The following is a 21,449-nucleotide window of genomic DNA, read 5'->3' on the forward strand; positions in this document are numbered from 1 at the left end:
CGAATGACCAGCAAGACCTGAGGAAGGGCTTGGAAAAAAACGGGAGGATCTGAGGAAGCGTTTGGGCTAGAGGAGGCGGCGCTCGGCGGCCCACTTGGTCAGTTCGTGGCGACTGGACAGCTGCAGCTTCCGGAGCACGGCCGAGACATGGGTTTCCACGGTTTTGATGGAGATGAAGAGCTCTTTGGCCACCTCCTTGTAGCTGTAGCCGCGGGCGATCAGCCGCATCACCTCGAGTTCCCGGGCGGAGAGCTTGTCCAGTTCGTCATCTGCGATGTCGGCCGGGGCGGTGCCGAACGCGTCCAGAACGAAGCCTGCCAGCCGCGGGGAGAACACGGCGTCGCCGCCGGCAACCCGGAAAACGGCGTCGGTGATCTCCGCGCCGGAAATGGTCTTCGTAACATAGCCGCGGGCACCGGCGCGGATCACGGCCACGACGTCCTCGGCGGCGTCGGAGACGCTCAGGGCAAGGAACCGCGTGGTTCCCAGGAGCGCCGCGGAACTTGTGATGACTTCCCGCCCTCCCCCGCCGCGGCCGCCGGGCAGGTGCACGTCCAGCAGCACGACGTCGGGCCGTGCTGCGGCAATAACCTCGACTGCCTGCTCCACGGTGCCGGCCTCCCCGACCACCACCACGCTCGGGTCCAGGTCAGCCTTGAGGCCGGACCGGAAAATCGCGTGGTCATCCACGATTACAACCCGCACGGTTCTTCCCGCCGCGCCGGCCCCTGCTGGTGTACTCATGACTTCCCTTCCCCGTTGTCCGCGACGTCTGCCGGCAGCCTGAGGCGCACCTCTGTGCCGTCGGGTCCGCTGATGATTGCGGCGTTGCCGCCGTGCCGTTTCATCCGGCCAACGATTGATTCGCGCACGCCCAGCCTGTCGTGCGGGACTGTGCTCAGTTCGAAGCCCGGGCCGCGGTCCTTGACGAAGACTTCCGCGCCGCCGTCGGACACCTCGAGGTAGACGGAAACGGGACCGCCGCCGTGGCGGGCAGCGTTCAGCATGGCCTCGCGGCTGGCCTGGACCAGCGCCTCGTGGCGCTCGGTCATCTCAGTATCGCCCACGGTCACGACGTCGACGGCGTTTCCGAGGTCGTCTTCAACCTCCGCGGCGGCGGCCTTGATCCGGTCCGAAAGCTGGCCGGCGTCGCGGGCTGGATCTTTGAAAAGCCAGCCCCGCAGCTCGCGCTCCTGGGCCCTCGCCAGGCGGACGACGTCGTGCTCGTTGCCGGCCCGGCGCTGGATCAGGGCAAGGGTCTGGAGCACGGAGTCGTGCAGGTGGGCGGCGATCTCGGCCCGCTCGGTTTCCCGCACGCGGCCGGCCCGTTCGGTCTCCAGGTCGCGCCAGAACTTCAGGCCCCAGGGCAGCAGCACCAGCGCCACGCCGCCCAGCACGGCCACGGACGCGAGCAGCGCGAGCCAGGTCTGCTGCCATGAGCCCGACCCGGAGACCATGACCAGCACCCCAGCCACCACGAGCGCGAGGCCCGCTGCCAGCCGCGCCCATCCACCGGCCTGGTCCGCCTTGGTTTTATCGACGAGCCCGGCCCGCCGGGTTTCATCCAGCTGCATCCAGGCAATCGCGGCGCCACCGAGTATCGCCGCCGCCGGGATCAGCGTGCCGAGGGGCACGTCCACGCCCAGCAGCCTGGCGATCAGGATTGCGGCGACGAGCAGGAGACCGGCGCCAAGCAGGATCTCCTTGCCGTAGCGCATGCTCCGGATCCGGAACCACGTACCGGCCCCGGGAGCGGCGGCAGGCGCCGGCGGCTGGGAGGCGGTGCCGGCGTCGTACTCCACCGCAGGCCGAGGGACGGCGGTGAATGAAGGAACGGTGAATGAAGGAACAATGCCCGGTGAAGGAGCGGGGGCCGGACCGGACTGCAGGCTCACAGGCGGCAGGCTCACGGCGGGGGCAATCGGCGACACCGGACGGCGGGCATTGCGCTTGGCGTTCTCGTCCGCGGTGGGAACCATGATCCACAACCATGCGTAGAACGCGAGCCCTGCGCCCCCGGCGAAAGCAGCCACCACCATGCCGATCCGGACCATGCGCACCGGCCAGCCAAGATGAACCGCCAGGCCGGAGCAGACGCCGGCGATCAGGCGGTCGCTGCTGCGGACCAGAGGCGGGCGGACAGGGGCTGTGGCCATGCATCAATCCAAACATGGATCAGGGTTCCTGAGTCCCCTTGTGAGGGTGAACCCGGGGTAAGTCAGGGACGGCTCAGGGTGTTCCCCAATAGAGGACTGACCAGCGCAAACGGCAGTATCGAAGTATGAACTCGCAGAACCCCAACCCCAATGAAGGCCAGCAGCCGGGCACCCCGTCCGAGGGAAGCACCGGCCAGGAACCGGAGCGCCCCGTCGAACCGGAAAACACGGAGCCGGAAAGCCACACTGCCCCGGAGAATCCCACGGAGCCGGTGTTCCCGCCTCCCGCCGCGGATCAGCCACCGCACACTTCCGCCCCTCCTTCCGGAACCCACGCCGGAATGCACACCGGGCCCGCACACGGTGCCACCGGCTACGGTGCTCCCGGCTACGGCCGCACCGCCCAGCCGCTGAACTTCTTCGACTGGATCCGCAGCCACGGAGTACACCGGGGACCCGACCGCTGGATCGGCGGCGTCTCGAGTGGCATCGCGGAAAGGATGGGCATCGATCCGCTGATCGTGCGCGGCATCTTCATCGTGCTGACGCTGTTCGCAGGCATCGGCGTCCTCCTGTACGGCCTCGGCTGGGCCCTGCTGCCTGAGCCCGACGGCCGGATCCACACCCAGGAGGCGGGCGCCGGCCGCTGGAGCACGGGCATGACGGGCGCGCTGATCACCTCGATCGTCGGACTCACCGGCATGGGCGGCGGCTTCTGGGGATGGGGCCACGATGGCTTCGGCTTCTTCTGGGCGCTGTTCTGGATCGGCGGCGTCATCTACCTCATCTACTTCCTGACCCAGCGCAACAAGAACCGCAGCCGAACACCAATGGACAGCGCCACCGGTGGCCGGGCCGCCTACGGCTATGCAACCCCCGGCAACGCACCGGCGACTGCTTCAGCCGGATCCTCCACCTCGCAGTTCCCGGGGTCCTCCTTCGCTGCCGGCAGCCACACGCCTACCCAGCCCTACACGGTACCGCCGACTCCGGACGCCATCCCGTCCTATGGCTCCGCGGCCCTCACAGCCCCCTACGGCGGCGGCCTTCCGCCAGGCCGGCCCGTCCCGGTCCCGGCGCCGGCGCCCAAGTCGCGGCCGAGCGGCCCAGGTGCGCCGGCCGTAGCCATCACCGCCGGGCTGGCGCTGCTGGCAGGCGGCACGCTCAAAGCGCTCGACGCCGGCAACCTGATTGATCTCGGCGATTCGGCCAACGCCGTGGTCTGGGCAGCCGGTGCAGCGGTCCTTGGCCTTGGCATTCTGCTGGCCGGAATGCGCGGCAGGACCTCGGGCGTCCTCGGGTTCTTCGCCGTGGTGGCGCTCATCGTCGGCGGTGTGTTCAGCGCCGTGCCCAACGGTGACCGGTTCCGCTTCCAGAATGCGGACTGGAATCCCGTCACCATCGAACAGGCCCGCCAGGGCTTCCAGATCACCGGAGGCCGCGGAACTGTCGACCTGACCGGCCTGAACTTGAACCCGCCACTGGGCACCGACGTCGTGATCCCCCTCGACGCCACGGCCAGCAACGTGACGGTCATCATTCCGCGCACCGTGCCGGTGGATGTCCGGGCCGACATGACCCTGGGCAACCTGAACGAGGGCACGGACAGCCGCGGCGGCATCACCTCCCGGCAAAGCAGCTACAACTCGGACAAGCCCGGCGCCAGGCTGATCCTCCAGATCGACGGCACCGTAAGCAATATCGCAATCCAGGAAGGAAACTGACATGAGCAGTTTTGATCCCTCACCGGAGACCAACCCCCTGCCCAAACCGTCCGCTAAGGGAACGGATGAACCCGCCGAAGCGCCGGCCCGGGTAGGCACCATCGTCTGGGGGCTGGTGGTCCTCGCCCTGGCCATCCTGATCGTCATCTCCCAACTGGGAATCGTGGTCCTGAACGGGACATATGTGCTGATCGGCCTGATGATCGGGGCCGGGGCTGCCCTGGTGATCGGCGGGCTGCTCTCAGCACGAAAACGTGACAACAGCACAACAAACGGGAAGTCTTGAACCATGGAAAAGTTCTTCAGCATTGTCAGGGGCCTTGGCCTGAAGCGCGGACCGCAGCGCTGGCTGGGCGGCGTGTGCGGCGGAATCGCCGAGAAGCTGAACGTGGACGTGGCATTCGTCCGGATCGGTTTCCTCATCATTTGCCTGTTGCCGGGCCCGGCCATCGTGTTCTACCTCGCGGCATGGCTGATCCTGCCGGACCAGAACAACTCAATCGCGCTTGAGTCCTTCCTGGAAAAGCGCGGCACAGGCCGGTAGTGACCGCCCGGCGGGCACCCGCCGTCGTCCGTTATACAGTGCCCCCGTTCCCGCCGGAACGGGGGCACTCCGCTGTCCGGGCCCTCGCCGGTCCCGACGGGTCCGGGCCCCGGCGCCCGGACCCGTCGGAGGTGTAACCGTTTGTGTCCTTCCCCACACTCCCCACTAGAATCTCTAATTGAGCTCAGCGTGGCGCTCTGCCCGTAAAACCTTCGAACCAGGATTTGAGCCAAGAAAATGAAAATCGGAATCCTCACCAGCGGCGGCGACTGCCCCGGACTGAACGCCGTTATCCGCGGCGCCGTCCTCAAAGGCATTGCCATCCACGGCCACGAATTCGTGGGGTTCCTCGACGGTTGGCGCGGAGTGGTTGAGGGTGACATCATCCCCATTCCGCGAACGCTCGTCCGCGGCATTGCCAAGCAGGGCGGCACCATCTTGGGCACATCCCGGACCAACCCGTTCGAGAACGGCGGCGGCCCCGACGTCATCAAGGCACACATGAAGCGGCTGGGGATCGACGCCATCATCGCCATCGGCGGCGAAGGCACCCTTGCGGCCGCCAAGCGCCTCACCGACGCCGGCCTGAAAATCGTCGGCGTCCCCAAGACCGTGGACAACGACCTCGACGCCACGGACTACACCTTCGGCTTCGACACCGCCGTGCAGATCGCCACAGAAGCCATCGACCGGCTGCGGACCACCGGCGAATCCCACCACCGCTGCATGATCGCCGAAGTCATGGGCCGCCACGTCGGCTGGATCGCCCTGCACGCAGGCATGGCCTCGGGCGCCCACGCCATTCTGATTCCGGAGCAGAGGACCAGCATCGAGCAGATCACCAAATGGGTGACCGAGGCCCACGACCGTGGCCGCGCGCCGCTGGTGGTGGTGGCCGAGGGCTTCGTCCCGGCGCACATGGAATCGCCGCACTCCGAACGCGGCCTGGACACCTTCGGCCGGCCGCGGCTGGGCGGGATCGCCGACCAGCTGGCTCCGGAGATCGAAGCCAGGACGGGCATCGAGACCCGCGCCACCATCCTGGGCCACATCCAGCGCGGCGGCGTCCCCTCCGCTTTCGACCGCGTGCTAGCCACACGACTGGGCATGGCCGCCGTCGATTCCGTGGTCGAGGGCCGCTGGGGCACCATGGTGTCGCTGAGCGGCACGGACATTGACCACGTGGCATTCGAAGCCGCGCTGGGCAAGCTCAAGACCGTCCCGCAGCACCGCTACGACGAGGCCGCGGTCCTCTTCGGCTAAGCCCGCTCCCCCGGCTGGCTTCTGGCAGCGCGAACGGACAATTGTGGCCCCTGATTCTGCGGAGTCAGGGGCCACAACTGTCCGTTCGCGCCCGATGGGCGGCCGGGATCGGTAGGCTGGGACCATGAGTCTTGACTCCGGATCCGCCGCCATCATCCAGCTTGCCTGGGCGCGCCGTCTGGGGCTCGACGACGGCGCTTTCGCCCGCGCGCTGGAAACCGGCGAGCGGATCACCAGGGTTGACGACTCTGCGCACTCGGTCGAGTTCGTGCGCCTGTTCGGCAGTTCGGCCCTGGTGGGTCCACAGTGGGCGTTAGACGCCGCGGCCGGCATCTCCGATGAGGAGATGGCCCAGCACGTCACCCTGCTGACCATCACCCGCAGGCACGGCGGCCACGGCCAGGGCTCCGCCGCGCTCTTCTTCGCCGACGACCTGCCGCTGCTGCAGCCCGCGGAGGAGCTGACAGTGTCGCACGGCAACCCGGAGGCGGTCGAACTTGAGGGCCTGTGCCCGCCCGATGACGTGAACGAGGTGGGCCTGTCCGACCTCGAGAACCGGTACACCATCATTCACGACGACGAGGGGCAGCGGGTGCCGGTGGCGTGCGGCGCCTACGCCGAATGGGAAGGCATCCTGGCCCACATGGGCGTTCTCGTGGCCCCCGAGTGGCGGCGCCGCGGACTGGGATCGCTCGCGGCCTCGGTGGCGGCCCACGAAGCCTTGGCCTCCGGGCTGACCCTGCAGTGGCGCACCGACGTCAGCAACAAGGGATCACTGGCCACGGCACGCAGCCTGGGCTTTTCCACCGGCGGCATCCAAACCAGCGTGCTGCTCGGCCAAACGCGCTAGCGCGTCGTCGCCTCTGCGTCCTGGCCGGCGGCGGGCTGGTGCCCGCCCCAGCCCTGGACCGCCTTGGGCCGGGCGAAGAACAGGGCCACCGCGGCGCCGAGCACAATCACAGCCGCAGGCAGCATGATCGATTGGCCCATCGCCGTCGCGAAGCCGTCATGAAGGGCGGGAGGCAACTGGCCCCCAAAGCCGCCGGCCTCACCGCCGGCCTCGGGCGTCCCGCCGGGTGCCGCCGGAAGTTCCGCGGCGAGCCGGGCCTGCATGAGCACGGCGATGGCAGCGCTGCCAAGGACCGCCCCGATCTGGCGAGTGGTGTTGTAGACGCCGGCCCCGGCTCCCGCCTGCCGCGGCGGCAGGTTGCGGGTGGCCGTTGAACTCAGCGGCGCCCAGATCCCGGCATTAGCGAAGCCGAGCACCGCGCTGGGCAGCAGGAACAGCCACACCGGGGTGTCCGGATGCATGAGTGCTGAATTCCAGAACAGCGCCACCGCCATCAGGAGCAGCCCGCCGGAGGTGATGTACTTCGGGTTGACGCGGTCGATGATGCGGCCCACCACCGGTGCCAGGCCGCCGGAAATCAGCGCCATGGGGACCATCATCAGGGCCGACTGCGTGGGGGTCATGCCCCGCACCATCTGGTAGTAGAAGATCAGGGGCAGGCCGAAGGCGGTGACCGTGAACCCCACCGTGGTGATTCCGATGTTGGCCAGCGAGAAGTTGCGGTCCTTGAACAGGGAAAGCGGGAGCAGCGGCTCGCCTTTGTTGACCGCCTGCCAGCCAACGAACAGCGCGAGCACCACGATTCCGCTGATGATCAGGCCCCAGACCGTCACGGGGCCCGTGATGGCGCCCCAGTTGTACGTCTCACCTTCCTGGAGGCCGAAGACGAGCAGGAAAAGCCCGACGGCGCTGAGCACCACGCCGGGGATGTCGAACCTGTGCGGGTGGGTGGTGAGGGATGGAACCAGGCGCCAGGCGAGGATGAAGCCCACGATCCCGATGGGGACGTTGATGAAGAAGATCCACTCCCAGCCGAGACCGTCCACCAGCACGCCGCCGAGGATGGGACCCACCAGCGTTGCCACGCCGGCCGTGGCTCCCCACAGGCCCATGGCGGCGCCGCGCCGGTCCGGCGGGAAGATTCGCGTGATCACAGCCATGGTCTGGGGCGTCATCAGGGCGGCGCCGAGGCCCTGCAGGACGCGGGCGGCGATGAGCATCCCCACGGTGCCGGACAGCCCGCACCACAGCGACGCGAGGGTGAACACCACGAGGCCTGAGAGGTACAGCCGCTTGGGTCCGAACCTGTCGCCGAGCCTGCCGGTGATCAGCAGCGGAACCGCATACGCCAGAAGATAGGCGCTGGTGACCCAGATGACGGCGTTGATGTCCGTATCCAGCCCCTCCATGATGCGCGGGTTTGCCACCGAAACGATCGTTGTGTCGATCAGGATCATGAAGAACCCGATGACGAGGGACCAGAGCGCAGGCCAGGGCCTGTTGACGTTCTCCAAAAGCTCAGCCCAGCAATTCCAGGATGTCGGCGCGGGCGAACATCTGGGCGGCGGCACGCGCAGAGGGGGTGCCGGCATCGGGATCTGCTCCCGCATCGAGCAGCACCCGGGCGACGTCCGAGTAGCCCTTGAAGACGGCACCGGCCAGCGGGGTTTGTCCGCGGTCGTTGGCAGCGTTGGCGTCACCACCGTGGTGCAGGATGAGCTGCACTGTCTCTGCGTGGCCGTGGTAGGCAGCGAGCATGAGCAGCGAATCGCCGGCGGAGTTGGTCAGCGTGGCCGGGGCACCGGCGTTGAGGTAGCTGCGCAGCAGCTCGATGTCGCCATTGCGGGCGGCGTCGAAAAGGGTGTGCGCCAGCGCGAGGGTTTCCTCATCGGGCGCGGTGGAGTCTGTCATTTGTGGGTCCCCCTCAGGAATCCTGTCTGCCTTCCGACGACCTGTCCGGCGTCGGGCGCCACGATCACTTCCTGCGCGGCTGTGTACGGTTCCTCCCCGTCCATTACCGTCAGTATTTCATCCGGGGCGACCGAACGCTTGATGACTGCCAGCGCGATGGGGCCCATCTCGTAGTGCTGCGCCACGGACGTCACGGTGCCCACCTTGCGCTCCCCCACCCGGACCTCGCTGCCGGGGGCCGGCATGGTGTGCTGGGAACCGTCGAGCTGCAGGAACACGAGGCGCCGCGGCGGGTGGCCAAGGTTGTGCACGCGGGCGATCGTCTCCTGGCCTTTGTAGCAGCCCTTGGCCAGATGCACGGCGGTGCGGAGCAGGTCCAGTTCGTGCGGAATGGTCTTGTCGTCCGTTTCAGCGCCGAGCCGCGGACGCCAGGCGGCGACGCGCAGGGCTTCGGCGGAGAGGACGCCTGCGAGCTTTCGGTCCCCCACCGTCTCTTCGAGCTCCGCCGCCGGCACGAGGTATTCGAACCACGGGCGTTCGGCGCCGGGGTGGGCGTCCTCCGGGACCACGGCGTAAGAGTAGCCGCCCACGCCGACGTGGGGCCAAGGGTCCTGCCACACCAGCAGGCCGGACCATTCGGGCACAGCCTTGGTGGATCCCACCACCGCCCACTTGGCCGACACGTCCGCGACCTCGACGCGGAGCATGAACTTCATCCTGGTCAGCCACTCGGCCAGGGGACCCGCTTCGGCGGCCTCGACGATCAGCCAGGTGGTCCCGCCGTCGTCCACCACGCGCGCATCGAACTCGATGCGGCCCTGGACACTCAGGAGCAGCAGCTCGCTGGACTCACCGGGCTGGAGATTGGTGACCTGCTGGGAGGACAGCGTGTTGAGCCAGCTCAGCCGGTCCGGTCCGGTGACCGTCACCACGCCGCGGTGGGAAAGATCGACGACGGCGGTTCCGTCCGCCAGGGCGCGCTGCTCCCGCAGGGGTTCGCCATAGTGGGATGCGACACCGGCGTCGGCGCCGCCCGCTTCAACGGCGCCAGGGCGCGACAACATAGGGCTCTTGGTAGTCATATGAAGGGGAACGTCCTTGGCTTGGAGGGTATTCCGGCCACCTAGCGGTACTCCGGGTTTTCGAAACCAAATTTGGTTCCGGCCTTCCATTCTTCCGGAAGGTTGCCGTAGGCGGGAATTCCGCCGGCGTCCTTGAGCGTCCGGGCCAGGTGCAGGAGGTTCCAGGTCATGAACGTGGTGTTCCGGTTCGTGAAGTCGCTCTCCGGGCCGCCCGAGCCCTCATCGAGGTAGCTGGGTCCTGGTCCGACGGGGCCGATCCAGCCGGCGTCGGCCTGCGGCGGGATGGTGAAGCCGATGTGCTGCAGGCTGTAGAGGACGTTCATGGAACAGTGCTTGATGCCGTCCTCGTTGCCGGTGATCAGGCAGCCGCCCACCTTAGGGTAAAAGGCCCACTGGCCCTTCTCGTTGAGCTGGCCCGAATGGGCGTAGAGCCGCTCGATGAGCTTCTTGGTCTGCGATGAGTTGTCCCCCAGCCAGATGGGTCCGGCCACCACCACGATGTCCGCTTCCTTGACGGCCGGATACAGCTCCGGCCATTCGTCAGTTGCCCAGCCATGCTCGCGCATGTCCGGGTACACGCCGCTGGCGATGTCGTGGTCGACAGTCCGGATGACCTGCGTGGCCACGCCCTGCTTCTCCATGATCAGCCGGCTCACCGTGATCAGGCCCTCGGTGTTGCTCTTCTCCGGCGAACGCTTGAGCGTGCCGTTGAAGTACACGGCTTTGAGGTCGCTGTAGTCAGCCGGGGGCTGGGACTCATCCATCGGACACTCCATCGGGTTGCTGCGGACTCAGGATCGAAGACCTGAAGCCAAAGTAGCCGAAGGGAGCACCGGCGAACAGTGCCGCGGAAGCAGGGGTGCGGAACAGCGGGGTGGCTGCGGTCAGGTGACCTTTTTAAGGAACGCCGAGGCGTGCGCCTCGAGGCCGTTGCCAGCCTCAGCAGCCGGTTGGGCAGCCGCGCCGGGTGCCGACGGGCGGCCCGTGGCCACGTCCCACCGCCACAGCAGGTTGCCGTCGACCAGCCCGAAGATCCGGGTGGCCGCGCTGTAGTCCTTCGAGTGGCTGCCGCGCATCACCATGTCGGTGCTGAGCTGGATCTGCGGCCCCTTGATCTGGCCGTAGTACAGCTCCGAAATGCCGCCCGGATGACTGATCGAAACCGAGATGTCGAAGCCGCCATCCTTGTTGCGGAGGGCCTCCACCTCATCGGCACTCTTAAGCACGGGCACGATGTCCCCTGGAACCAGGCCGGGGCCGCTGTCGGCCTCCAGCTGTTTGCGCTCCAGGGCCCAAAATCCGGTCTCAACTGTGAGTGGCCGGAGCTTGGTCCCGTCCTCGTCGGTGAGCCAGCTTTCCGCACGGTACTGCAGGTACGGCAGACCGTTGTGGGTGAAGGAAACATGCTGCAGGAAGTGCTCTGAACTTTCATCACCGGCCCCGAGCCGGCCACGGCCCTCCCACTCACCGATGAGCCAGGAGAGGGGAACCAGTTCGGGGGTCAGGTCTGTAGGAATTTCAATAGGCACAGCCGCTACCTCTCGAAACCGCTAAGCAGGGGTTACCGCTGTCCTTTGAACAGTCGGTAGACAACAAAACCGGCAAACCAGGCCATGGACAGGCTGGCAACGCCGAGCAGGACAAGGAAGAAGATTTCAAATGCAAGTACGGACATGATGCCATCCTAATACGTCAGGAGATGAGTAGTTTGTCTATGAAGTAGGCAAGCGAACCGACCGCCGCAATCGGTGCCAGCCCCATGCCCAGGGCAGCCGGAAAGTTCAGCGGAGCGCCCCGGAGTGTCACGAGCCTGCGGAAACTGACCAGGACCGCACCCACCACAACACCGAACACGGCGGCGGGCAAAACGGCGATGTCGGAGAACACGAGGCCGGCGAGGGGGCCGGCCAGTCCGGCCAGGGTGATGCCCAGGGGCGCAATGATCCGGTCCGGCCAGCGGATGAGGCCGGCGAGCAGTGCGACGGCGGCGCTGATGCCGGCCACCAGCACCATCTCCTTGACTCCGTTGTACCTGGCCCCGGCGATCCATCCCGAGCCCAGGCAGGACAGGAGGACGCCCACGCAGCAGCCGAGCGTCGACTCGAGGCGCTGCGCCTGGCCGGTGCCGCGCACCAGCTGGACGAGGAAGACGGCGGTGACACCCAGGGCGATGAAGCCGGGTGTCCAGTTGAGGTAGCCGGGGGCGGCGGCGAAGGCGGCGGCAACGGCCGAGCCGGCCCCTGGCAGCCCGATCACGGCGGCGAGGGTTTTCTTGGCGGGGATTTCCAGGTAGTGCGGCCAGCCGACGCCGATGGCCAGTGCAAACAGCACGGCCACCGCGAGGAGGACGTCGGAAGTCCGGAAGACGCTGGCCACCAGCGTCGCCAGGCCCACCAGGCCAATGACCCCGATGCTCCATGACTTCAGCGTCCGGCCTGCAGCGGCCGGAACACCCACGTCCGGAGCGGGCCCCGGCGTACTCATCTCGGACTCTGCACTCAAATCTGCTGCGACCTCATCCTGGCTGTGCCGTTGACGGGCAGGGCTCGGCCCCCTGACGGTTTCAATCCTGCCCTATGTGAACGCCATATGTCGTAAACAAGGCGCGCGCGTGCGGCCGATCAGTGTCCGTCCGGGGGCCGTTGGGTATACTCAGACATCAGCTCAGTCGCCCGACGATGCGCGGACAGCCCCATGGAGGAATAATGTCGCACATCCTGTTACTGACCAACAGCACCGGTTCATCGGTGGACATTTTGCCTGCCTTGGAGCTCCTGAACCACCGGGTGCACATCCTCCCCGCCGAGCCCACAGCGCTGCTTGAGACGGACCCCTGCGACATCGTGCTTCTGGACGCGCGCAAAGATCTCGTGGGCGCCCGCTCCCTCACCCAGCTCCTGAAGGCCACCGGCCTGAGCGCACCTCTGGTCCTGATTCTCACCGAAGGCGGCATGGCCGCCGTATCCTCCGCCTGGGCCGTCGATGACATCGTGCTCGACTCCGCCGGCCCTGCCGAAGTGGAGGCCCGGATCCGACTTTCCGTTGCCCGGGCTGTACCGGACCAGGACGAGGCTCCCTCCGAAATCCGGGCCGCCGGCGTCGTTATTGACGAGGCGAGCTACACGGCGCGCGTCAACGGCGCGGCACTGAACCTGACCTTCAAGGAATTCGAACTCCTGAAGTACCTGGCGCAGCACCCGGGCCGGGTTTTCACCCGGCAGCAGCTCCTCACCGAGGTGTGGGGCTACGACTACTACGGCGGCACCCGTACCGTGGACGTCCACGTCCGGCGGCTGCGCGCCAAGCTGGGCGCCGACCACGAGAACCTCATCAGCACGGTGCGCAACGTGGGCTACCGGCTCACGCTCATGCGCCAGCAGGAGGACGAACTCACCGAAGCGTAGGGCCCCAGGGTCCCGATATGGCCCGCCCAAGGGTGTCGGCTTCCCGGCACGACCCGCAGCAGAACGCAGAACGGCCCGGCTCACCAGAGCCGGGCCGTTCTGTATTTCTAGCTACAAGTGGAGGACATACGGGTCGAACGTATCGAGGCCACCCCAGTGGTGGATCCCCCTCACAACCTGCCATAAATGCCGGCTGAGGTAATGACTATACGGGGCGCCACGGCCTGTTCCAAATCGGGCGTGCCCTGGCGGCGTCCGTATAGCCTTACAGCATGAGTCCTGCGCACCCGGAGAAATGGCCCGTCCTTGTCATCAAGGGCGGTGCGGATGAAGACCTGCTGCGAGACGTCCGCGTCCTGCTGGCCGCCGCCGAGGAATCGGACGGCAATCCCCCCGTCTCCGAACAGACCCTCGTGACCATGCGCGCGGCGGACACGGGCCCGCACACGCTGCTGACCCTTGCCCTCTACGCGCCCGACGAGCAGTCGGACCCAGCCACGGCACAGGACCTGGCCGGCTTCGCCGTGGTCGTCGAGGAGCCGGACGGGACAGGCGTGGTGGAAATCGCGGTCCACCCCAGCTACCGGAACCAGGGCGTTGCGGACCGGCTCGTTGGCACACTCAAGTCCTCCCGCGGCCTGGACGGGCTCAAGGCCTGGTCGCACGGCAACCATGAGGCAGCGGCGGACCTGGCCGCCCGGTACGGCTACGGACCGGTTCGGGAGCTGTGGAAGATGCGGCTCACCACCGCCGCCGCCGACCTGCCCGACGCCGGCCTTCCGGACGGGGTCTCGATTCGCGCCTTCGTGCCGGGCAAGGATGAGGACGCGTGGCTCGCGGCCAACCGTGAGGCCTTCGCGCACCATCCGGAGCAGGGCTCCCTCACCAGGGCCGACCTGCAGGCCCGGATGGATGAACCCTGGTTCGACCCCGCCGGCTTCCTGCTGGCGGAGGACCGGGACGGGCGGCTCCTCGGCTACCACTGGACCAAAGTGCATCCGCAGCACGGGACCCACCCGGCCATCGGCGAGGTGTACGTCGTGGGTGTCACACCCGCCGCCCAGGGCATGGGGCTGGGCAAGGCGCTGACCATCGCCGGGATCCGGCACCTCCAGCAGCAGGGCCTGCACGCCGTCATGCTGTACACGGATGCGGACAACACTCCGGCTGTCTCGCTGTACCGACGGCTGGGCTTCACGCGCTGGGATATGGACGTCATGTACGGGCCGCTTGAGGGACGCTGATCATACCCTCCAGCACGCGTGCCGCCGGCCTTGAAATCTTCGGGTCCCGGACCGGTGAATGCTTGTAAGGTTGAAACTAAACCCGCCAGTACTCAAGGAGAGCGCATGCAACCGGAATCCGCCGGAACAGCCACGACCGAAATCAAGGTGGCCCCTGCGCGCGCCCGGTTCGGTTCCTCCGAAGTGCCGGCCTCCCGCGCAACGCAGGACCGGATCGACATCCCCGAGTTCGCCGCCATCCTGGAACCGGAAGGCGAGATCAGCCCTGACCGATTCCTGGACCGCGAGCTGAGCTGGCTCGCGTTCAATGCCAGGGTTCTCGAACTCGCCGAAGACCCTGACCTGTACCTGCTGGAACGCGTCAACTTCCTGTCGATCTTCGCCTCCAACCTCGACGAATTCTTCATGGTCCGCGTGGCCGGCCTGAAGCGCCGCATCGCCACCGGGCTCGCTGTCCCCTCCCCCGCCGGGCTGAGCCCCGTCCAGGTCCTGGAACAGATCGGCGAGGCAGCCCACCGCCTGCAGCAGCGGCACGCGCAGGTCTACGCGGAGCAGATCCGGCCGGCCTTGGCCTATGAGCACATCCACCTCATGCACTGGGACGAGCTCGACGACGAAGCCCGGCACCGGCTCAGCGTCATGTTCGCGGAGAAAGTCTTCCCCATCCTTACTCCGCTGGCGGTTGACCCCGCCCACCCTTTCCCCTACATCTCGGGCCTTTCCCTGAACCTTGCCGTCGTGGTTCGGAACCCGGTCAGCGACAAGGAGCTGTTCGCTCGCGTCAAGGTGCCGGACCAGCTCCCCCGCCTGATCTCCATCGATGGCCCCCGGGCCGGCTCGGTGCCCGGCCGCGTGGCACGGTTCATCGCCCTCGAGGAAGTCATCGCCGTCCACCTGGACCAGCTCTTCGCCGGCATGGAGGTCCTGGAGCACCACACTTTCCGGGTGACCCGCAACGAGGACGTTGAGGTGGAAGAGGACGACGCCGAGAACCTCCTGCAGGCGCTCGAAAAGGAACTGCTGCGCCGCCGGTTCGGCCCGCCCGTCCGGCTGGAAGTCACCAACGACATCAACCCGAACATCCGCGCTTTGCTGATCCGCGAGCTCGGCGTGGAGGAGTCGGAGGTCTACTCCGTTCCGGCACCCCTGGACCTGCGCGGGCTCTCCGTGATTGGCAGCATTGACCGCGCGGACCTGCACTACCCCAAGCACGTGCCCCACACCTCCCGATACCTGAACGAGTCCGAGACGTCCAAAGCCGCGAACGTCTTCGCCGCCATGCGCCGCCGGGACATTCTTCTGCACCACCCGTACGATTCGTTCTCTACGTCCGTCCAGGCGTTCCTGGAACAGGCTGCGGCGGACCCCAAGGTGCAGGCCATCAAGCAGACCCTGTACCGCACCTCGGGCGACTCCCCCATCGTCGATGCCCTCATCGACGCCGCTGAGGCAGGCAAGCAGGTGCTGGCCCTCGTGGAGATCAAGGCACGTTTCGACGAGCAGGCCAACATTTCCTGGGCCCGCAAGCTGGAGCAGGCCGGTGTCCACGTGGTCTACGGCATCGTGGGCCTGAAGACGCACTGCAAGCTCTCCCTCGTGGTCCGCCAGGAGGTGGACGGGCTGCGCCGCTACTGCCACATCGGAACCGGCAACTACCACCCGCGGACCGCGCGCTACTACGAGGACCTCGGACTCCTGACAGCCAACGAGCAGGTGGGCGAGGACCTCTCCAAGCTGTTCAACCAGCTGTCCGGGTACGCCCCCAAGTCGACCTTCAAGCGGCTCCTGGTGGCACCCCGTTCCGTACGTTCGGGACTGATCGAAAGGATCGAGGCCGAAATCCGCAACGCCCGCGCAGGGATTCCCGCGCGCGTGCAGATCAAGGTCAACTCCATGGTGGATGAGTCCATCATCGATTCCCTGTACCGTGCTTCCCAGGCCGGCGTGCAGGTGGACGTCGTTGTCCGCGGCATCTGCTCGCTGCGCCCCGGCATCCCTGGTCTGAGCGAAAACATCACGGTCCGGTCCGTCCTGGGCCGCTTCCTTGAGCACTCACGCGTTTTCGCCTTCGGCAACGGCGGCGACCCCGTGGTCTACATCGGTTCCGCGGACATGATGCACCGCAACCTGGACCGCCGGGTGGAGGCGCTAGTGCAGCTGTCCGGCGGTGAAGACACCGCCTATGTCCTGGACCTCATGCGCCGGTACATGGACCCCGAGACGTCCAGCTGGCACCTGGACAGCGACGGCGAGTGGACCCGCCACCATATCGGCGATGACGGCAGCAAGCTTGACGATGTCCAATCCTGGCTCCTGGCATCACGCTCCCGGCAGCGCGCCGTCGTCCGGCGGTAGGAACCCGGCCTTTGAAGAGCAGCGACTCACCCATAGCGGATCAGACCGATCACCCGGGCGAGCAGGTAGCCGTCACGGCGGCCGGCGCCCTTCCTTGGCGCGTCAAGAAGGACCAACTGGAAGTCCTCCTGATCCACCGGCCACGGTATGACGACTGGTCCTGGCCGAAGGGCAAACTTGACCCGGGCGAAACCGTGCCAGAGTGCGCGGTCCGCGAGGTGGAGGAGGAGATCGGCCTCGTGGCGCCGCTGGGCATCCCGCTCCCGCCCATCCACTACCATGTTTCCGCCGGGCTGAAGGTTGTGCACTACTGGGCCGTTGAGGTCACGGGCAATTCCCTGCGACCTGACGGCAAGGAAGTGGACAGCGTCATGTGGTGCAGCCCGGAACGGGCCGCCGAACTGCTGTCCAACCCCTCGGACCGGGCGCCGCTGGAGTACCTGGCGGCGGCGCATGCCCGGAAGGAACTGCAGACCTGGCCCCTCGTCATAGTGCGCCATGCCAAGGCCAAACCGCGCTCGTCGTGGACCAAGGCCGAAGGCGAAAGGCCGCTGGCCGCCACCGGTATCCGCCAGGCACAGGCCGTGCACCGGCTGCTGAAGGCGTGGAAACCGCAGCGTGTGGTCAGCAGCCCGTGGCTGCGTTGCGTGGCCACCATCGCACCCTACGTCAAGTCCTCGGACGCCAAGGTCAAACTGGTGGATGCGCTGACGGAGCACCGGCATGCCCGCAACCCCAAAAAGACTGCTGCCGTCGTCGACGCCTTGTTCGACAAGCAGCGAGCGGTGGTCCTGTGCACGCACCGGCCGGCCCTCCCCACCGTCCTGGGCCGGCTTGCCGGGTACATGACCCCCCGGCTCAAGGGCCTGCTGCCGGTGGCTGACCCATACCTCGCCCCGGGGGAAATGATCATCTGCCACGTGGCGCACGGCAGCAAGAGCAGGATCGTGTCCGTGGAGCAGTTCAAGCCCTTCGACGACTGAGCCCCTGGCTCCGCCTTCTAGGCGCCCGCTCCTTGCCCTGGCCCTCTTAACCCGCCCCGCCTTGAGCCAGGCAGCCTTGACCGCGCCGTCTTTGTATCAAATACTTGATACAAAGACGGCGCTGCGGAATAGGCGCTTTGGAGATCATTGGGGGATCTGATGCCAATACAGTTCGAGCTGCCGCCCATGGCGCTGCTGGGACCGCTGCTTGCCGCAGTGGGCATTTACGGATTGTTGCGCTGGGTTGTCTGGGCGCCGGGCGCCGGCACCTCGCCGAAGTCAGTTTCGGACCACGTGCTCTGGGTTGGTGTCATCGGCTGGCTGGCAAGCACACTGCAGGGAGCAGCGAACGCCGGCATCATTCCGCTCAACCCGCAGACGCCGTCACTGCAGCAACCTGCCGACATCCTGAAGGCGCTGGCGTGGCCGGTAGCCGGCTGCCTCGGTGTCCACGCGCTTGGCCAGCTCAGCTATCCGGGTCCCCGCAGTCCGCGGCGGCTGGCAACCCTGTCCGTCCGGCGGGTAAGGGACTCTCTTCCGCGGAAGCTCGCGTGGACCACCCTCGGCATTTTCGCCGCCTCCGCCGCAACCATCGCATGGACGGCCATGCAGCAGGCGTACCGCCCGTTGCCCTACGCTTCCCCGCCATACGGGGAATCCGGCCCCACTGTGGGCGGCGACGGACGTATTGCCGGCACCGAACTGGCCGCCTGCCTTGGCGCCGCCCTCCTGCTGCTGGCGGCCGGAACCATGCTCGTCCTGTGGCTGATTTCCCGCCGCCGGCAGCTCGAAGCACTGAATGCCGGCGACAACGTCCTCCTCCGCACGATCGCCATGAACCGTCTGCTGCGGACTGTCTCCACCGTTGCCGCGGGACTGGCGGCCATCGCCGGAAACTATGCCACCCGTCCGGATCCGGCAGTTACCACCACGTGGATCAACCCCGTCGGGCTGGTGCCGGTGGTGGTGCTTTTCGTGATGTGGCTGTGGCAGCCACCGCAGCTGGCCGGCGTCCAAAACCGCAACGTCCGAAGCGGCCGGGCTTCGCCGTCCGGCCGGAAAAATGTGCGGAACCTCCGCAACGAGAAGCATCCCGCCGCGGTGCTCACCGTGTCCCTCGGCGCCCTCCTCGGACTCGCCGCGGTGGCGCCGGGGACTGCCGTCCTGTTCCTTCTGGGCTCCACCAATCCGGTCCGGGCCACCGTCGTCTCAGCTGTGATGGCCTCGTGCGTCCTGCTGGCCATCCTGGCAGGCGAACTGCTCCTCGAACGGAATTACGGCGCTTCCCCGGCCGTCCGCGGCTGGCCCGTCCAGCCGGTGGCGCCTGCCCTCCTCACCGCCGCGATCATTGGCCTGCTGCTGCTCGCAGTCGTGATCGTGATGACCTCCGTTGGAGAAGCAGCGCTTCCGCCCGGAACGTCGGTGGCCCCGGGCTGGATTCCGACGGCGGTGGCAACTGCCGCCGTCGCCGTCACGGCTGTGCCCGCAACCCAAGCCGCACGCCGGCGCCGCGGCATCGTCACTTCGGATGACGGGCTGGACGCGGCGCTCCGTGCCGTCACGCTCAACAGGATTGTGCGGATTCTGGCCGCCGTCCTGCTGGCACAGGCGGGCGGCCTGCTGATATCGGCAAACCGGGCATGGGGTGTGCTGCTGGGAACGCAGACGGTTCCGGCGGAAATGTGGGAAGCGTCCGCGGCCGCCGCCGGGTACGTGCTGGTAGCAGCCGCCGTGGTGCTTTCCCTGATCCACGTGACCGCATTCGGCCCGGGCAGCGCGCCGGCCGCTCGGCGTGCACCGGTGGAACCTGCGCGATGACAGCTGGCATTTCGGTGGACCTTGGCTCCCCCACTCCGCCGTATGAACAGATCCGGCTGCAGATCAGCGCGCTGATCGCCGCGGGCGGGCTCACGGCCGGGACGCGGCTGCCGGCGGTCCGCAGCCTGGCGGCCGACCTGGGTCTTGCCGCAGGGACCGTCGCCCGCGCGTACAAGGAACTTGAACAGGGCGGGCTGATCGAAACCCGGCGCCGCAACGGAACCGTCGTCGTCGGGCTGCCGGCATACGGTGCGCCGGACACCGGTGTGCCCGGCTCCGGAGGGGCCGGTTCCGTTACCGCCGGCTCGCGTGCGGTCGCAGCGGAACTGGGTGCCGCCGTCGAGCGTCTCATCCTGGCCGGAACCAAGGCGGGCCTGCCCGACGAGGAGCTTCTTGCGCTGCTCCGTGGTAGTCTGCAGCGCCGCCGCGGCCTGCCTTCGGACCCTTCGGCGGCCTCCGACTAGACTGGACGGGTGAGCACCCCAACGCCCTATGAAGACCTTCTGCGCGACGTCATGGCCAACGGCACGCACAAATCAGACCGCACCGGCACCGGAACCAGCAGCGTTTTCGGACGCCAAATTCGCTTTGATCTGGGCGAGAGCTTCCCGCTGATCACCACCAAGCGGGTGCACTTCAAGTCCGTGGCCGTCGAGCTGCTCTGGTTCCTCCGCGGCGACTCCAATGTGAAGTGGATGCAGGACCAGGGCGTGACCATCTGGAACGAGTGGGCCGACGCCGAGGGGGAACTCGGGCCGGTCTACGGCGTCCAATGGCGGAGCTGGCCCACCCCGGACGGCGGGCACATTGACCAGATCGCCGAGCTCGTGGAGAGCCTGAAGTCGAACCCGGACTCGCGCCGGCACATCGTCTCGGCCTGGAACGTGAGCGAGCTCAAGGACATGGCACTGCCGCCCTGCCACGCGTTCTTCCAGTTCTACGTCGGGGATGGCAAGCTCTCCTGCCAGCTGTACCAGCGCTCCGCGGACATGTTCCTGGGCGTGCCGTTCAACATCGCCTCCTATTCGCTGCTGACCTGCATGCTGGCGCAGCAGACCGGCCTCGAGCCCGGCGAATTCGTCTGGACCGGCGGCGACGTGCACATCTACGACAACCACATGGACCAGGTCCTGAAGCAGCTGGACCGGGAACCCTACGAGTACCCGCAGCTAAAGATCACCCGCAAGCCGGCGTCGATCTTCGACTACACCCTGGACGACTTCGAAGTGGTGGGCTACCGGCACCACCCCACGATCAAGGCGCCGATCGCCGTATGAGCACGGAGGGCACTATGGACGGGCAGGCTTTCAGCGAGGACATCGCCGCAGGGATGTCCGGGATTGGACTCGTGTGGGCACAGACGCCTGCCGGCGTCATCGGCAAGGACGGCGACATGCCGTGGAACCTGCCCGAGGACCTGAAACACTTCACCAGGGTCACCACCGGCCATCCCGTCATCATGGGCCGCAAGACCTGGCTCTCCTTCCCGGCGAAGTACCGTCCGCTGCCCAACCGGACCAACATCGTCATCACCCGGCAGGAGAACTGGGGCAGCACGCCCGAGGCGGAGGGCGCCGTCGTCGTTAAATCCCTCGACGACGCCCTGCTGGAATCACAGTTCGCCCCGGGCTGCGAAGCAGTCTGGATCCTCGGCGGAGGCGAAATTTTCAAGGAGTCCACTGGCCTGGCTAACGTCGCGGTGGTCACCACCATCGATGTGGACGCCGACGGCGACACTTACGCCCCGGAGCTCGGTGACGGCTGGGTCGCCGGCACGTCCGTGCCCTCCGACGGCTGGCTGACCGGGGCCAACGGCACCCGCTACCGGTTCACCAAGTGGAACCGCTCGGAAGGTTAGAAGATGCTGCGTAAACCTGAAACCCTCTTTGTGCTCGGCTACATGCTGCTGCCGCTGCTTGCGCTGCTGTCCGCGATCGTGGGCCTGACCATGATCCTGGGCGGCAACAAGATCGCCGGGATCATCGTGCTGGTGGTGGTGACGCAGGTGTTTGCGTTCGGCGCCTTCTTTGCCCTGCGCGCCCGCAAGAATGCGCTGCTGGAGGAGCCCGACCGGCAGTAGCGTCCGGATGGGGAGTGCTGCCCATCGCGGCGGCC

22 protein-coding genes are annotated in these 21,449 nt (G+C 67.2%); 14 read left to right on the forward strand and 8 right to left on the reverse strand.

Annotation, left to right across the window (positions count from 1 at the left end):
- Positions 1–66 precede the first annotated feature (66 nt).
- Positions 67–744 (reverse strand): LuxR C-terminal-related transcriptional regulator, encoded by a 678-nt coding sequence (locus tag QFZ23_RS17830; RefSeq protein ID WP_306924909.1) that lies wholly within the window; start codon positions 742–744, stop codon positions 67–69.
- Positions 741–2,156 carry an ATP-binding protein gene (locus QFZ23_RS17835; RefSeq protein ID WP_306924911.1) on the reverse strand — a complete coding sequence of 472 codons (1,416 nt, stop codon included), beginning with the start codon at positions 2,154–2,156 and terminating at the stop codon, positions 741–743. Before QFZ23_RS17835 ends, QFZ23_RS17830 begins: the two co-directional genes overlap by 4 nt.
- Positions 2,157–2,281: 125 nt before the next feature.
- Here QFZ23_RS17835 and QFZ23_RS17840 point away from each other — a divergent pair, with 125 nt between their 5' ends.
- From QFZ23_RS17840 to QFZ23_RS17860, 5 genes are all read left to right on the forward strand, one after another.
- A complete protein-coding gene (locus QFZ23_RS17840) occupies positions 2,282–3,880 on the forward strand; it encodes a PspC domain-containing protein (RefSeq protein ID WP_306924913.1) in 1,599 nt (532 codons plus the stop codon).
- Between the two features lies 1 nt (position 3,881).
- A complete protein-coding gene (locus QFZ23_RS17845) occupies positions 3,882–4,166 on the forward strand; it encodes a hypothetical protein (RefSeq protein ID WP_306924914.1) in 285 nt (94 codons plus the stop codon).
- 3 nt (positions 4,167–4,169) lie between these two features.
- Entirely contained in the window at positions 4,170–4,424 is a 255-nt protein-coding gene (locus QFZ23_RS17850; protein ID WP_306924917.1) for a PspC domain-containing protein, read from the forward strand.
- 237 nt (positions 4,425–4,661) lie between these two features.
- Positions 4,662–5,687 carry a 6-phosphofructokinase gene (locus tag QFZ23_RS17855; protein ID WP_306924920.1) on the forward strand — a complete coding sequence of 342 codons (1,026 nt, stop codon included), beginning with the start codon at positions 4,662–4,664 and terminating at the stop codon, positions 5,685–5,687.
- A 124-nt stretch (positions 5,688–5,811) separates the two neighbouring features.
- Positions 5,812–6,537: a GNAT family N-acetyltransferase gene (locus QFZ23_RS17860; RefSeq protein WP_306924922.1), complete on the forward strand. Its 726-nt coding sequence runs from the start codon at positions 5,812–5,814 to the stop codon at positions 6,535–6,537.
- Here the strand turns inward: QFZ23_RS17860 and QFZ23_RS17865 are convergent.
- From QFZ23_RS17865 to QFZ23_RS17890, 6 genes are all read right to left on the reverse strand, one after another.
- Positions 6,534–8,051, reverse strand: coding sequence for a DHA2 family efflux MFS transporter permease subunit (locus tag QFZ23_RS17865; RefSeq protein ID WP_306924924.1), 1,518 nt, complete (start codon positions 8,049–8,051; stop codon positions 6,534–6,536). The genes QFZ23_RS17860 and QFZ23_RS17865 overlap by 4 nt on opposite strands.
- Positions 8,052–8,055: 4 nt before the next feature.
- Positions 8,056–8,448 carry an ankyrin repeat domain-containing protein gene (locus QFZ23_RS17870; RefSeq protein WP_306924925.1) on the reverse strand — a complete coding sequence of 131 codons (393 nt, stop codon included), beginning with the start codon at positions 8,446–8,448 and terminating at the stop codon, positions 8,056–8,058.
- A complete protein-coding gene (gene ygfZ / locus QFZ23_RS17875; protein WP_306924926.1) occupies positions 8,445–9,530 on the reverse strand; it encodes a CAF17-like 4Fe-4S cluster assembly/insertion protein YgfZ in 1,086 nt (361 codons plus the stop codon). The genes QFZ23_RS17870 and ygfZ overlap by 4 nt, the downstream gene beginning before the upstream one ends.
- Before the next feature lie 41 nt (positions 9,531–9,571).
- On the reverse strand, positions 9,572–10,294 hold the full coding sequence (locus QFZ23_RS17880; protein WP_306924928.1) for a flavodoxin family protein: 723 nt from the start codon (positions 10,292–10,294) through the stop codon (positions 9,572–9,574).
- Positions 10,295–10,414: 120 nt separating this feature from the next.
- Positions 10,415–11,059 carry an FABP family protein gene (locus QFZ23_RS17885; RefSeq protein WP_306924930.1) on the reverse strand — a complete coding sequence of 215 codons (645 nt, stop codon included), beginning with the start codon at positions 11,057–11,059 and terminating at the stop codon, positions 10,415–10,417.
- Positions 11,060–11,222: 163 nt separating this feature from the next.
- Positions 11,223–12,014 carry a permease gene (locus tag QFZ23_RS17890; protein ID WP_306924932.1) on the reverse strand — a complete coding sequence of 264 codons (792 nt, stop codon included), beginning with the start codon at positions 12,012–12,014 and terminating at the stop codon, positions 11,223–11,225.
- 221 nt (positions 12,015–12,235) lie between these two features.
- Between QFZ23_RS17890 and QFZ23_RS17895 the strand changes: the two genes are divergently transcribed.
- The 9 genes from QFZ23_RS17895 to QFZ23_RS17935 all read left to right on the forward strand — a co-directional run bounded on the left by QFZ23_RS17895 (position 12,236) and on the right by QFZ23_RS17935 (position 21,414).
- Positions 12,236–12,934 (forward strand): winged helix-turn-helix transcriptional regulator, encoded by a 699-nt coding sequence (locus QFZ23_RS17895; RefSeq protein WP_306924933.1) that lies wholly within the window; start codon positions 12,236–12,238, stop codon positions 12,932–12,934.
- A gap of 272 nt (positions 12,935–13,206) precedes the next feature.
- Positions 13,207–14,178, forward strand: a complete 972-nt coding sequence (gene mshD, locus QFZ23_RS17900) for a mycothiol synthase (RefSeq protein WP_306924935.1) — start codon at positions 13,207–13,209, stop codon at positions 14,176–14,178.
- A gap of 105 nt (positions 14,179–14,283) precedes the next feature.
- A complete protein-coding gene (locus QFZ23_RS17905) occupies positions 14,284–16,533 on the forward strand; it encodes an RNA degradosome polyphosphate kinase (protein WP_306924936.1) in 2,250 nt (749 codons plus the stop codon).
- 11 nt (positions 16,534–16,544) lie between these two features.
- Positions 16,545–17,516, forward strand: coding sequence for an NUDIX hydrolase (locus QFZ23_RS17910; RefSeq protein ID WP_306924938.1), 972 nt, complete (start codon positions 16,545–16,547; stop codon positions 17,514–17,516).
- A gap of 159 nt (positions 17,517–17,675) precedes the next feature.
- Entirely contained in the window at positions 17,676–19,334 is a 1,659-nt protein-coding gene (locus tag QFZ23_RS17915) for a hypothetical protein (protein ID WP_306924940.1), read from the forward strand.
- Positions 19,331–19,798, forward strand: coding sequence for a GntR family transcriptional regulator (locus QFZ23_RS17920; protein ID WP_306924943.1), 468 nt, complete (start codon positions 19,331–19,333; stop codon positions 19,796–19,798). Before QFZ23_RS17915 ends, QFZ23_RS17920 begins: the two co-directional genes overlap by 4 nt.
- Before the next feature lie 9 nt (positions 19,799–19,807).
- The gene (locus tag QFZ23_RS17925) at positions 19,808–20,611 is read left to right on the forward strand and encodes a thymidylate synthase (protein WP_306924945.1); all 804 of its coding nucleotides are present in this window, start codon (positions 19,808–19,810) and stop codon (positions 20,609–20,611) included.
- A complete protein-coding gene (locus tag QFZ23_RS17930; protein WP_306924947.1) occupies positions 20,608–21,192 on the forward strand; it encodes a dihydrofolate reductase in 585 nt (194 codons plus the stop codon). The genes QFZ23_RS17925 and QFZ23_RS17930 overlap by 4 nt, the downstream gene beginning before the upstream one ends.
- A gap of 3 nt (positions 21,193–21,195) precedes the next feature.
- Positions 21,196–21,414: an NF038396 family protein gene (locus QFZ23_RS17935; protein ID WP_306924949.1), complete on the forward strand. Its 219-nt coding sequence runs from the start codon at positions 21,196–21,198 to the stop codon at positions 21,412–21,414.
- Positions 21,415–21,449: the final 35 nt, after the last annotated feature.

The sequence above is a fragment of the Arthrobacter globiformis genome, from assembly GCF_030818015.1.
Classification (GTDB): Bacteria; Actinomycetota; Actinomycetes; order Actinomycetales; family Micrococcaceae; genus Arthrobacter; species Arthrobacter globiformis_C.